Source organism: Legionella maceachernii, assembly GCF_900167045.1.
Classification (GTDB): domain Bacteria; phylum Pseudomonadota; class Gammaproteobacteria; order Legionellales; family Legionellaceae; genus Tatlockia; species Tatlockia maceachernii.
Window position 1 is genome coordinate 31,946 of record NZ_FUXJ01000005.1, and the last position, 13,797, is coordinate 45,742.

Genomic DNA, 13,797 nt, shown 5'->3' on the forward strand with positions numbered 1-13,797 from the left:
CTATGCTTTTTTTACGATTTGGTAATAGATTTTATTATCGTTAGCCGGATTTAATTCATTATTAATATTCATTTCTAAAACAGGTGTAAGAAAAGTCGTTTTTTGCCAAATTTCCAGGTTGTTAAATCGGTAGGGTTCTTTGGCAACTAAAATTAGAATTTTTCCCTCTGTTTCTTTACTATTACTCCAATATTTATACATTAAACTGTTAGTGCCAAAAATATGCGAGCCAATAATGGGATAACTGGTTTTTGTTTGCCCATGGTCAAAAAATTTTTTCTGATAAAAAGTTAATTCACTGCCAATATTGTAGGTGTCTAAAGGAACAATAATCGGCGCGCTCTTGGCATTAAATTCTATGTTTTCAGCAATCAATTGCAGTTGCGAAGTGAGCTTTTCCCAAGGTAATTGTTTTGCAAAAGCATATTGATAAATTGCTTGAGGTTTTCCAGAGACAAGACAAAAGATAATGCTTGCATAAACAAACAACAATACACCTAAAATAAAAGTCCAACTCTTATTCCTATGCTCCTGGATCTCGATTTGAATCCAAGGAAGAAGAGCCAAAAGGCTCGGGCCAATCCAATTTAATTTAATTTCATGAAACAAACTAAATGATGCAAAAACGAGAAGAGGGATAAAAGTAAAAAGCTTTAAAAAACACTTATTTTGAGTGCTTATTTTTATAGCCTGTGAGTATTTATCGGAAATCAGTTGCCAGCCATTCCAAATCCCTATTGGCGTTAGAAAAACGATAAGTAATCCGACTAATGCATGAAAAGAAAAAACATAATGATTTTGCAACCTTCGTTTACTTTGAAATAAAAAAGAAGCCCATTCATGAGTCCAATTCCAGTATATAACAGGTAAAAAAAGCAAAATCGCAATGAATGCGCAAACATAAGGTTCTTTGCGTTTAAACCACTTGGGGGAGAAAAATATCAAATAAATAAATGTTGTAAAACCAAGCAGGGCAATCGTGTATTTCGATATAAGCCCCAATCCAATCCACAATCCAGCCCAATACCAGCTATTTGATTTTTCCAAAATGAGGGCTTGATAAAGGTAATATAACGTTGCAGCCCAGCATAGAATAAGAGGAATATCAGGTGTAATAATTAAGGAATGAACGAAAAAAAAGGGAAGAAGGGATAATAAAAGTATGGAATATTTTCCCGTTCCTCGCTGAATTAACTCTGCTAATTTGTAACTGAAAAACACCGTTAGGAACCAGCAAGGAATGGTTGCAAATCGCACTCCCCATTCATTCACCCCAAAAATGAATGTGCTCAATTTAATTAACAGAGCAACCATGGGAGGATGATCAAGATAGCTGAAATCCAGGTGATTAGAATAATTCCAGTAATAGGCTTCCTGTACCAATAAATTGGTATTTAAAATAAAAAAAATTCTCAGCAGAATAGAAGCTGCTATAAGAATAATAGGAACTTTAAAATGGAGTTTCATAAATTACTGCGACACACTAGCATTTCTGAGTATTTTGGGTATATAGCGCTTTAGTTCGTTAAATCGTAAATTCCAAAGCACCCTAATTGAATCAAATATACTGTGAGCAGGTAGTTTACTTTTTCCCTTTTGCCTATCAATAAAATGAATCGGATACTCTAAAATAGCGAGCTTGTTTTTGTGTAATAGCCATAAAAGCTCTATTTTGTAAGCATAGTTAGGAGAGATAAACGAGGAAGGTAATGCTTTAAGTAAAGCATTTTTACGCGTTACTCTAAAGCCACTAGTAAAGTCTTTATATTTCCTTGTTAATATTAACCGAGCGATCTGATTACCTAAAATGGACAAAATTTTTCGATTCCAACACCAGTTTTTTGCAATACTACCACCAACGATATAACGACTGCCAATGACAACGTCATAGTTTTGCAAAGCTTCAAACATCGGAGGAAGATAGATGGGTTGGTGCGATAAATCAGCATCAAATTCTACAATAATATCGGCATGCAATTCATTTAAGGCATGGGTCATTGCCTGAAAATAAGCAGAGCCTAAACCCGACTTTGATTCCTCTGTTTTTACATGCAGCTTAGAATATTTTTTTTGCAGCTGATACAAAATATCCTGGGTACCATCATTCGAATTACTATCAAAAATTAATAAGTGAACATCCAAATTTGAAATAGCAGAGACTTCCTGAAAAACTTTTTCGATAGTTTCTTCGATAATGGCTGCTTCATTGTAAGTAGGAATTATAATTACTGCTTTTTCTTTGTCCATTTTGTGGAATTATCAACCTCTTTTCCAATCTAAAAAAACCATTATTTCTTGCTTAAAATTCATTGTCAATTTAAATAATTTAGGAATTAATGATTCGACCTCTGATTGTGGACAACTATTTTTTTTAAAAGCGATAGGGCATTAAAAAGAGCCGCAAGCGAGTGTCGGGTAAAACTCTACTTATGCGCAAGTATCTGTAGGTTTTATCTCAGTCTGCACTCGCTTATTCGGAGTTTAAGTTAGGTCACATCCACCGTAATCATATCTTCGTCAATGCGGACAGGATAGACTTTTAAGTTTTTAGGCTTGCTGATCTTACCCAGTACAGTGCCCAGGGCGGGTGGCCAAGGGGACCAGCATTCGGGTTTACCTGACTCAAGATTAAAGGCACTTTTATGAAAAGGACATACTATAGTGTTTTCATCCGTAATCACGGCTTTAGTCAAAGGTAATTTGAAGTGTGGACATTGGGAGGCGATGGCATGAACTGAGTTATTATTCCAGATCAATAAAATCTTATGGCCATCAATGGTCTCGCAGTGGCGTCCTTTTTGTTGGAGTTGCCTGAGTGTAATTGTTTGTTTCCAAGACATAATGAATTATTCCTTTCGTTTTTAGAGTATTACTCATGGTAATGATCTTTAATGCCAATCTCAAGCCAAAATCTAAACACCTGCCATCATCCGCTCTCGCATAATGAACAAAGCTGCGGCTAATTTTCCAAACACATGAACCATCAAGCCTTGATAAGATCGAACTTTACTCGCGATCTGAATTCCTGTTTTTTCGTTTACCCAATTGAAAAATAATTCGATAGGCTGTCACACTTGGGAAATTGCGGTTGATAGACTGGTTAACCGAAGGTGTTCAATCCATTATTAATGGCACCTATACACTGCGCTTTACCTGAAGCCATTGGATGATGCATTTGATACGATGGACGTGACTTATCTCGTTATCAAGATGACATTATTGTCCTCTGTAAAACCAACGCCAACTGCAAGGCTGCAAGCAGCGGTTAATGGATGTTTTACACGAAAGACGGCTACGATTATCCCGTAAAAAAATCGCATAGGCGCTATCGATAAAGATTTTCATTTTTTGGGCATCAACAATCTGGAGACGCAACCTCTGGATGGCACCAACGACACACAAGTATCACCTGATCAAGTGGGTCAATCTCATTATGAATATTATTTCATCACAACGGATGATATTAGATTGTTTAGGCAAGTATTGATCAATGAGTACTTGAGCAAAAGCACTTCGTTCCGCACCTTCGGACGTTGCGAAATGCCCGTGAGCAGGTTAAACAAATGGTGGACTTTGAGGTCTATCCTGGCCGAATCAAGCGTTACTTGCATCAGTGGTGAGGTAGGTCGGCTCAAGGCTGGGAGTATGAAGAATTATTGGGATGGTTTTTAGACGTTTGTCGAGATCGCAAAATATCGGCCTATGCGGTTGAATTGTTTTACGATATTACACAGACATACCCATGGTTCGACCCTGCTGGCTTAGGTTCTCACGCAGCTGCGTGAGTTCGGCTGATCTTACTTCATCAAGGTGGCGGACTGCAGTCAAATCAATACTCGACCACCGCCCCCGTCCCACCAACTCAAGGGGCCGACCAACGTGCGCGCGCCCCGCACCCCGAATTAATGCAAAATCGAAACCAAGACCAGAAGTAGAAGCAGAGGCCAAAGGAAACCACGAATCTTTTTTGGTACCTGTCACCCAATAATTAGAAAAAGTCAACGACCTAGGGAATGTACCCTCTTTAAAAGATGGTTTCGGCTCAAAAGAGCGGTCTTTTCTACAGTATTCTTGTGCGACATGCGCAGGAACTTCACGCTGGGCTTTGCCCACGGCCATCCACGCAGTATCTATCTCATGCCAATTTTTAGCCGAATACCATTCATCAAAATTATTCACAAAGTGCTCGAGCGCTTCGATGAGCGGCGTTAAATCAAAATGTTTGGAATGTGTGAGGGTCTTGCCATGCTGCTGGTAAGTTAATCCTTCTTCTTCTATCTTTTCTATCTGAATTAAAAGATGGGCCTTGGTCTCCTCATCCATATGGCGCTCTAACATCCGGCACATGTGTGTGTCTTTCGCCCAATAGGCATATTCATAAGCGGTACAGTGAAAGGTTCTTCCGGAGTAATCAGTGAACTTACCGGACTTTCTGAGAAGGGCCTGAATATCTGAGGATGCTTTCAAAATAGCATCGGCTTCGTCTTGTTTGCCTTTTGCCACATCATCCAGGATTTGACGGACTTGGAAGCCCGGTAAAGCTTGACATGCTTCTTTGGCTTCTTTGGGTAGTCTTTCCCATTGGACATCGCTCAATTTATCCAGTAGCACTTCTGGTTCGATATCAACCTCCGTGATAACAGATTCATTTTTGGGTGTGATGACTTCAGGATGAATGGCCGCATCTTTTCGAATTTGCTCAAAGTATTTTTGATTTGCACAGGTAGGGTCCACGATGTTAGCAAAATCCGTACAAATTAAACCTTGATGGGTGATGAATTTTGCGTTTTCTCCGCGGGCGTCAAGGTCTAATATCATGAAGTCATCCATGTGTGGGTTTTCTTTGGTTGCCGTGACGGTTCGAAAACCTGTTTCAAATTTTTGTTGAATGGCATCTTTATCTTCTGCGCTTAACGAATGAGAAAGCCCGAACTTACTTGCATGAAGGTTGAAAAAAACACAAAGCGCTTCTTCCACATCATCCCCCGCACTTAAGGCTTGCGACACAGTTTCGACCAACTCTTGGCTTAATTGAGGGGATGCATCCAGAATCATCCCGAAATTTTTATCACTGATGCCTTGTGCTCGGCAATACACATTCATCACACCTAAGTAAAATTGCGTCAAGATGGACAAACGCTCGGCTTTCTCTTCCTTTTTAGTATAGGTGCCAAGATAAAACGGCGACCCCTGAAGTAACGTCGAAAGGTCCGGTGCGCAAACACCCAAAAGGGCCTCGATATAATCTTTTGCGGTGGCATCTCCACCAAATCCCATTAACGCATTGATATGCGCTTGATTGATTTCTTGTTTTACAGTCCCATCAAGGGTGCGTTTAAAATAGTTCTGAACATCAATTTCGATTCCAAATAGTGTTTGACACTGCTCTTTTAAAACACGCAGAATGTCTTGAAATGCGGCACCCTCTGGTAAGGCTATCAACACGCAGCCAATTAACTGAGTGCGTGGGTCTGGGCGTGCTAACGTCACTTCAGGGAAAATACGATGCATGCTATTGTACAAAGGAGATAGAGGATTTCCTGCCCCATCATTGCGCCGATTTACATTAAATACTGGATTCACCACCACAGAGTAAGGGTCTTGCACGCGAGGTCGCAATTGAATGCTGTATAAATTAGAGGGTTTGGTGAGAAAATGAATGACCGATTGCCCATAGCTATCCCTCATCGCTATTACGGCTTCCATGTAGGTGTTTATTTGAGCCAAGCGTTCCTCTTTCACTTGACGTAGGGAGGTTCCTTCTTCCAGCAATGACATATCAAATTCGAGCGCGCTTTTATAAGATTCCAATTCCTCGTAAGCGGCGCCATCCTCAAAAAACGCTTTTAACTCCACATTTGACTTACAGGTATTGTCTGTGCTGATGTTCTGTCCTGCAATAAAAGGCACCCGAAGATGTACCCGATTGTTATTAGGATTAATGTAGAGGTATCTCGATGATCTAGGCTCGGTCAATGGAATCCGCATGCTCTTTTTTCGCTATAAGTGTACATTTAATGTTAATTATAAACCATTTTAGCAAAATGGCCCTGCGCTATCCGAACATGCGATTTTAAGTGCTACATCTATTGAAATCCAGGGCTTGTTGTTTAAATTTTGGCTTTGGATTGGCATTTTACCACTGAGATTTACTATCGGCTATACGATAGATTCTAACTGAATATAATACAAGAGGCGCGATGCAAAGAGGGGCATTTATCCGCGTTTTGCGAGCAAATGGACTTTTAAACACACCCTGTTCTATGCCAATGAGTTGCAATATCGAGACGACGCGCAATCCAAATATCTGGGAATTGATTAATATAATCAATGAATTTCTTAACCGCGATGCAACGGCCAGGATGGCCACTAAATCGCGGGTGTAGGCCAATGGACATCATCGTTTGTCGTTGTTCTTGATAGAGATAATCAAACGTATTTTTTAAGTGATTAAAAAAGTCATCGGCTGTAACAAATCCAGGCGTGGTACCGAAGCGAAAGTCATTACAGTCTAAAGTGTAGGGAATAATGAGGTGATTTGCCTCAAAATAGGGATAATCGTCTGCGTAGTTATCCGAATCATACAAAAAGCCGCCAATTTCTAATAATAATTCGCGCGTATATTGACTATGGCGACCACTATACCAACCTCTGGGGCGTTGGCCAGTCAGTTCTTCTAAGGTTTCAACACAACGCAAGATATGGGTTTTTTCCTCAGCACGTGAAAGTGTTTCATAATCAATCCATCGCCATCCGTGCCCTGCGATCTCATGTTTGGCCTTTCGAAGGTAATCAGATAATGCTGGATTGAGGCTTAGGGCAAAACCTGTAAGAAAAAAAGTGACGGGAATTTTCTTTTCATCAAACAGCCGAATCAACCGCCAAATGCCCGCACGGCTTCCGTATTCGAAGAGAGATTCCATACTGAGACTGCGTACGCCTGCAGCTTTGTGAACGAGCGGAAATTCGCCACCGTATGTCTCGGCAAAATTATCACCATTAATAGGGGATAACTCAGCACCTTCTTCATAATTGATTACAAAATTGATTGCTATCCTTGCTTGATGGGGCCATTGAATTTGTGGCGTGTTTCCACCGTAACCCACTAGCATTCGTGCCATGATGATTCATCCTAACTCAAAAGAAGTGATGCCGTAAATTTCTTCAATAGGAAGTTTAGGCTCGCCTCTTAAATACATCCGTGCAGTTTCGAATACCTTTTCAAGGCGATAACGTTTCACCAGAGCGAGGGCATTTTGATTATTTTCTGGGATATCCAAATAAAAGAAATCGTCTTGGGCGTATTTTATCAAGGCTAAAAATAATTCGTCGGCAATTTTTTCATTATCTGCAAATAAAGGACCGATTTTATACCCTTTGCGACATGCTCTTATTACTCCATAACCCTGCAATTTACTGTCCTTAAAATAGCCTAAACTGGCTCCCTCAGGTTGATTAATCCAACATTTAAGAAAGTTTACTCTTGAGGTTGGGAAGTGTTGGCGATCGTAGTTGGCGAGTAAATTGAAATTGATTTTCGTCAGAGATTGAATCGCGCTATTGGGTTTCGCTAGGGTTTGAATCCCTTGACCACGATAGCGAATGTTATGGTGTGCTATTTTATAGCCTAGACGAGCATATTTATCCGTCATGTTAATCACGCCATCTAAGCCAGCATTGCGTTTTCCTATATAAGCTAAGCGCTGTTTGGTTAATGCCAGCCCATACTGTTGACCTCGATAATGTGCATCAACCACATAAAGACCGCAGAATGCAAACGAATCGTCATAAATCACAGCAGAGCCTATCGCAACAATCTTGCCATTTAACTTTCCTGCAAAAAAGCCATTAGGATCGGCCTCGTAAAAGCACTCTGCATCATGCAAACCCGGATTCCATCCTTCTTTTGCAGCCCAGTCAATCGCGAGCTGGATTTCCTCTTTGCTCATGCGTTCGATGGTGTAGTCGTGTAGCATTTTTTTTCTGGAAAAATCCATTAAGCGTCTGTAACAAGTATAGATAAAATTTATTGAGTGAAGGGTCTGCTGATTAAGATATGTCTTTGAGGATTTTAATGAGTTATTATAGAAAAGGCTAAATCAATAGAGCACATGGTTTCTGAAAGGACTATGACTTACGTAGTTTGGTGAGTTGCAAATTTTCCTCCTGAGCATGTGCATCCCTGCGCAAGATCCATCTTCGAACAATCCATGTTCTGGAAATTTGCAACTCCCAATACCTATACTTTAACGGTTTCAGAGTAAGAGTACATTAAGCAATAAGCGCTCTAAACCCCAAGAGATTTCTTGTAACGCATAGGGAATAATCTTTTATCAGTTTGTTATGTCTTATTCTGATCGCAAAAAATTTAGGTTAATTGACGTGAATTTTGGGCAAATGGGCACTTAATTGTGGCCAAGTAGCACTAAGTGATTAATCGAGCCACGTCATAGATAGTGATTGGTGAATCAATTCCTTTCACTTTTACCCGTAGATGTCCATTGGTTTCAATTTCTTTTGCCACCTCTTGATAGGTCGATTCAGAAATCAAGATCTGGCCTCCAAGACTGAGCTCTTGGATACGCGCAGATAAATTCACTGAAGAGCCAATGGCACTGTATTGCATGCGCTTTTTTGAACCGATATTCCCCACTACAGCAATCCCTGTATTAATTCCTATACCCATTTCCAAATGAGGTAAGTTAAGTTTTTTATTTAAAGAATTAAGTTTTTTTAATTCGCGCTGCATTTCTAAAGCACAAGTTATAGCACGCAAGGAGTCCTTTCCAGAAGAGTGGGGAGCACCAAAAATAACCATGATCGCATCCCCAATAAAGGCATCCACTGTTCCCTGATATTTTTCGATAACCCGAACCATCTTGGTAAAATAGGTATTCAAAAGAGCAACCAGTTTCTCGCCGGGAAGTGTCTCAGATAAAGGAGTAAAATTTCTTAGGTCGCTAAACATAATCGTTATTTTGTTTTCTTGACCGCCTAATTTCTGATGTTCAGGAGATTGCAGAATAGTATTCACCACCTCATCAGACATGTAAAAACTAAATACTTTCCGGATAAATTGATTACGTAATTCAAGTTGTTTTTTTATTTTTCGCAATAAAAGATTAGCATTACGAAGACTGAGCTGTTCTTTGGCTATGTTTGCCAAATTCAATAAAAGGTCGAGTTGTTTTGCGCTTAGTTTTTTAGGGATAGTGTCTGCCAAACAGAAAGTACCTACGTTATAACCTTGCGGGTCGGTCAAAGGAACCCCAGCATAAAATCGAATGCGCGGATCATGCTGTACAAGAGGGCTATTAGCAAATCGTTCATCAAGGTAGGTGTCGTTAATAATCAGTGGCTTACTTCCTTTGATGGTTTCATTACAAAAAGCAATCTTTCGTGGAGTTTGTTTTTGTTTTAACCCCTGCTTTGATTTAAACCACTGCCTTTTTTCATCAAGAAAGGCAATATAACAAATAGGAATTTGAAATAAATCGATGGCAAGTTGTACGAGTCGATCATAACTTTCTTCTGGTGCTGTATCCAGGATCTTTAGCCCTTGTAGAGCATCAAGTCTTTTTTGCTCAAAATGTTCGTAAGATTCCATTTTACTGACTCGTTTTGGCATATTTAAACCTTAGATTTTTACGAAGCCAATATTCGTAATCGTTTTTAGTGGTATGTAATTAAATATTAGTCTTGTTTGGCAAAGATATCGATACAGTGGCGGCTAAAGCCAACAGCTTGAGGCTATCAAAGACTAGCTTCAAATTCGTGCGCAATTCCTTCCTTCGGCTTTCGCCTTATACAGAGCCTGATCAGCGTGTTCTATGGATTGTTCAACAGTAATATCGTTTTCAATCTCTGCTATTCCAAAAGACACGGTAACATGAATGGCCTCATTCTGATTGACATTAATTTTCATCGAAGCAATTCCTTCGCCTAGGCGTTTAATAATCTTTAAGGCAAATTTTGCATCGGCATTTTGTAGGCAGATTAAAAATTCTTCCCCACCCACACGGAAAAATTTATCGTAGGGCCGCAAGTGTTCAATGATAAACCGGGATATTGATGCTAGGACATAATCCCCTGCAGTATGTCCGTACTGATCGTTCACTTTCTTGAAGTGATCCAAATCCAGCATGACGATGCTACACGCTTGTATATTGCGCTTGACCAAATTCTGTTGTTCTCGCAATACCGCAAGCATACTGGTACGGTTAATTGCACCAGTCAGCGCATCACGGTTATACAGTAATTCACCCAGTTCTCGCTGCAAAGCGGATATTTCAAGTCGCACTTTTTCCAAGGCGTTAGAAAAATTGTCATAATCAAAAGGCTGTATTGTTCTGCCATTATCGATTGCAGATAATAAATTGGTTGCTTCTTTATGCATTTTAAGATGTTCTTCGCCTAAAGCCGAAAATCCAGGAAGTTGGCGCAATTTCTCAGATGCACTTCTATAATACCATTGCCCAAATCGGCATTCTTTGTGCGCGTCTTGACTCATGTCATGTTGATCCGCAGGTAGTCGACATGTAAGAGAACGAATAAGGGCGTTATGCCATTGTTGATGGTTATAAAGTGCTTGCTCAAGTTGAAGAATCGCCTCTTGCAATTCTTCTCGGCTTAAAGAATTAATTTGCATTTTATTAATCCATTAGTCATCGTCTAATATACTTCAGCTGATGTGAACTGAATCAGAAAGCATTTGATGATCAATGGATTTTTATTTCTAAAAAATCCATTTGATTGTTCAGCGTGTTAAACGCATTATTACAGCGATGAGATAAGGAATATAAGGGATAAAAAAGAATGCCTATAGCGGTCATCATTCTTTTAATGGTGTTGTTTGCTATTGCCTTGCGCCGATTAATTAGGGTGGTCATTCCTATTTGGACAATGATGACTGTGGGTGCCGTGGCGGTCTTATTACTCCAGCAAATCACCGCGTCAAGCGCTCTTAATGCCATAGAGCCTGAGGTAATGCTTTATTTATTTGGGGTTTTCTTAATCTCGCAGGCTGCGGAAGAGTGTGGTTATTTAGCGCATTTAACTGATAGAATTTTTCATCACGCGCATACAGGGAAACAAGCGTTAGCGATTATTGTTTTCATTCTAGGATTAAGTGCAGCACTATTAATGAATGATACAATAGCAATTATTGGCACGCCCATTATCTTACAGTTGTGTAAAGCCCACAAAGAGTTAATTAAGCCACTGTTATTTGCCTTAGCGTTTTCAATCACCATTGGAAGCGTACTTAGTCCAATAGGGAATCCACAAAATTTACTGATTGCGGTAAAGGGAGAAATGGCTTCTCCTTTTCTTGATTTTATTGGTCCTTTAATCATTCCGACGCTGCTTAGCCTTATCCTTATTTATTTACTGATTTATTTTAAATTCAGGAACACCTTAAATGAGCGTATTGAAAAAACGCCTTCTGCACCAATTAATAATCCTCGTGTAGTTATTCTGGTTAAACTAAGTTTAGCGACCCTATTTGTTTTAGTGTTCGTCAAAATATCAATGGATTTTATCCAAACAAACGCACAAATTAATTTTAGTTACATTGCACTTTTCTCGGCATTACCTCTGTTGTTAAGTAACCAGCGTTGGACTTTCATCAAAAAACTCGATTGGGGAACACTCATTTTTTTTGCGAGTACGTTTGTGCTGATGCAAGCAGTATGGGAAAGTGGTTTTTTTCAAGAGAACATTAATCATTTTCATTTTACTGTCACGCGTATCCCTGTGATTTTGATTATCAGCATTATTCTTAGTCAATTTATTTCCAATGTTCCTTTAGTTGCCTTGTATTTACCGTTGCTATTGCATCATCAGCTGCCAGATTCTCATCTTTTAGCATTGGCAGTAGGAAGCACAATCGCTGGTAATTTATCGATCTTAGGTGCAGCAAGTAACATCATCATTATCCAAAATAGTGAAAAACGGCGGGTCAGGGGATTTGGATTTTTAGAATTTATAGAACTGGGTGCACCGTTAACGCTAGTTCCCATTTTGGTTTATGCTTATTTTTTATAGAAGAGTAATTGAATGGATAGTCTACCGTGTCGAAGCTTGCTCGCTTTAAGTTTAATGATATTTTACATTGCCGATATACAGGGAGGTGTTGGGCCTATTTTTTCCGTTTATCTACGCTCAAGTTTAGGGTGGGATACTAGTCAGGTGGGTATTGCTCTGGTATCTTGGCATTGATATACACTACATCGAAATCATCCAAAAATAGCAGCGACTTTACGACTTAAACTGATCGCCTTTGATCATTGAATGACGGAATATACTACATGCATGGAGGGGCGATGCAACTCACGTTTTTAGGCGCGACGCAGACAGTTACGGGCTCAAAGTACTTATTAGAAATGGGTTCTAAAGTCATTTTGATTGATTGTGGTCTTTTCCAAGGGTATAAAGAATTGCGTCTTCGCAACTGGGAAAGATTTCCTGTTAACCCTGGAGAGATTGATGCAGTCATTGTCACGCATGCGCATATCGATCACACTGGCTATTTACCCTTACTCGTAAAAAATGGATTTAAAGGACCCATTTATGCGACTCCGGGTACGAAGGCACTGTCTTCTATCTTGCTTCCAGACAGTGGGCACCTTCAGGAGGCAGATGCTAAATTCGCCAATAAACAAGGTTTCTCTAAGCATAGACCGGCTTTGCCTCTTTATACTGAGTTAGATGCAAGAAAAGCACTATTGCAATTTGAAGTCGTTGACTTTGGGATTTCTTATCCACTCTTAAATCAGGGTACCTTCGAATTGAGTCGCGCAGGGCATATCATAGGGGCTTCCTTTGTCAAAATAAAAAACGACGCTACTTCGGTTCTATTCACAGGTGATATTGGCCGTCCTCATGATCTTGTAATGCAGGCACCCACGGTGGTTGATGAAATTGATTATTTAGTCATGGAATCAACCTACGGTGATCGCCTGCATGATGCAACGGATCCGCTATTACAGCTTGGCAACATCATTAACCAAACCACCCAGCGAGGCGGAAGTGTCATTATCCCTGCATTTGCGGTAGGGCGGGCTCAAGCACTCCTTTATTACATTTATCTGCTTAAAAAAAGCGGAAAAATCCCCGATATTCCAGTTTTTTTAGATAGCCCCATGGCCATTAATGCCACTCAAATTTTGCGAACCTACAGGGAAGATCACCGATTAGACATTGAGCAGTGCAAAGGACTCTGTTCTGTGGCCACTTACGTGAATACGCCAGAAGAATCCAAACAAATTGATTATCAAAAAAAAATGCAAATCATTATTTCCGCAAGTGGAATGCTTGAGGGAGGACGCATTTTGCATCATTTAAAAGTCTTTGGACCTGATCATCGAAACACCATTATTCTTACCGGTTATCAAGCAGGTGGCACTCGAGGTGCGCGATTGCTAAAAGGAGAACGTGAACTGAAAATTCATGGGCAAATGGTTCCTATACAGGCTCAGGTGGAAGTGATAAGCAGTATTTCCGCTCATGCGGACTACCAAGAATTATTAACCTGGTTATCCCATTTTAAGCGGCCACCGCAAACAGTGTTTATTACTCATGGTCAAGCCCAAAGTTCGGTAGCCTTTAAGCAAAAGGTTGAAAAGCAATTCGGTTGGAAATGTGTTGTGCCTTTTTATTTGCAGTCTGTTGAGCTTAAGTGATAAAAAGAACTGTTTAGGGAATGTGCGATACCGTTGAACACGAGAACTAATTCGGTTGGTGTGAGTGACAATAATATTAAGTCATAAAGGAAAATCAAACAATTCAAATTGATTT

General features: G+C 39.9%; 11 protein-coding genes. 3 read left to right on the forward strand and 8 right to left on the reverse strand.

Annotated elements, in window-relative coordinates; all coding sequences use genetic code 11:
• The 8 genes from B5D33_RS04665 to B5D33_RS04705 all read right to left on the reverse strand — a co-directional run bounded on the left by B5D33_RS04665 (nt 1) and on the right by B5D33_RS04705 (nt 10,648).
• Entirely contained in the window at nt 1–1,467 is a 1,467-nt protein-coding gene (locus B5D33_RS04665; RefSeq protein ID WP_058452901.1) for a glycosyltransferase family 39 protein, read from the reverse strand.
• 3 nt (nt 1,468–1,470) lie between these two features.
• Entirely contained in the window at nt 1,471–2,247 is a 777-nt protein-coding gene (locus B5D33_RS04670) for a polyprenol monophosphomannose synthase (protein WP_058452902.1), read from the reverse strand.
• A gap of 239 nt (nt 2,248–2,486) precedes the next feature.
• Complete coding sequence (locus B5D33_RS04675; RefSeq protein ID WP_058452903.1) at nt 2,487–2,840, reverse strand: Rieske (2Fe-2S) protein; 354 nt, start codon at nt 2,838–2,840, stop codon at nt 2,487–2,489.
• A gap of 886 nt (nt 2,841–3,726) precedes the next feature.
• A complete protein-coding gene (locus B5D33_RS04685; RefSeq protein ID WP_058452904.1) occupies nt 3,727–5,988 on the reverse strand; it encodes a hypothetical protein in 2,262 nt (753 codons plus the stop codon).
• A gap of 257 nt (nt 5,989–6,245) precedes the next feature.
• Nucleotides 6,246–7,121 (reverse strand): polysaccharide deacetylase family protein, encoded by an 876-nt coding sequence (locus B5D33_RS04690; protein ID WP_058452905.1) that lies wholly within the window; start codon nt 7,119–7,121, stop codon nt 6,246–6,248.
• A gap of 6 nt (nt 7,122–7,127) precedes the next feature.
• On the reverse strand, nt 7,128–7,976 hold the full coding sequence (locus tag B5D33_RS04695) for a GNAT family N-acetyltransferase (protein WP_058453065.1): 849 nt from the start codon (nt 7,974–7,976) through the stop codon (nt 7,128–7,130).
• A gap of 449 nt (nt 7,977–8,425) precedes the next feature.
• On the reverse strand, nt 8,426–9,628 hold the full coding sequence (locus B5D33_RS04700; RefSeq protein ID WP_058452906.1) for an adenylate/guanylate cyclase domain-containing protein: 1,203 nt from the start codon (nt 9,626–9,628) through the stop codon (nt 8,426–8,428).
• Nucleotides 9,629–9,766: 138 nt separating this feature from the next.
• Complete coding sequence (locus B5D33_RS04705) at nt 9,767–10,648, reverse strand: diguanylate cyclase (protein ID WP_058452907.1); 882 nt, start codon at nt 10,646–10,648, stop codon at nt 9,767–9,769.
• 167 nt (nt 10,649–10,815) lie between these two features.
• Between B5D33_RS04705 and B5D33_RS04710 the strand changes: the two genes are divergently transcribed.
• The 3 genes from B5D33_RS04710 (at nt 10,816) to B5D33_RS04715 (ending at nt 13,682) form a co-directional block, all read left to right on the forward strand.
• Entirely contained in the window at nt 10,816–12,045 is a 1,230-nt protein-coding gene (locus B5D33_RS04710; RefSeq protein WP_058452908.1) for an SLC13 family permease, read from the forward strand.
• A 12-nt stretch (nt 12,046–12,057) separates the two neighbouring features.
• Nucleotides 12,058–12,219: a hypothetical protein gene (locus tag B5D33_RS16550; RefSeq protein WP_156415016.1), complete on the forward strand. Its 162-nt coding sequence runs from the start codon at nt 12,058–12,060 to the stop codon at nt 12,217–12,219.
• Nucleotides 12,220–12,323: 104 nt separating this feature from the next.
• Nucleotides 12,324–13,682: an MBL fold metallo-hydrolase RNA specificity domain-containing protein gene (locus B5D33_RS04715; protein ID WP_058452909.1), complete on the forward strand. Its 1,359-nt coding sequence runs from the start codon at nt 12,324–12,326 to the stop codon at nt 13,680–13,682.
• Nucleotides 13,683–13,797 lie beyond the last annotated feature (115 nt).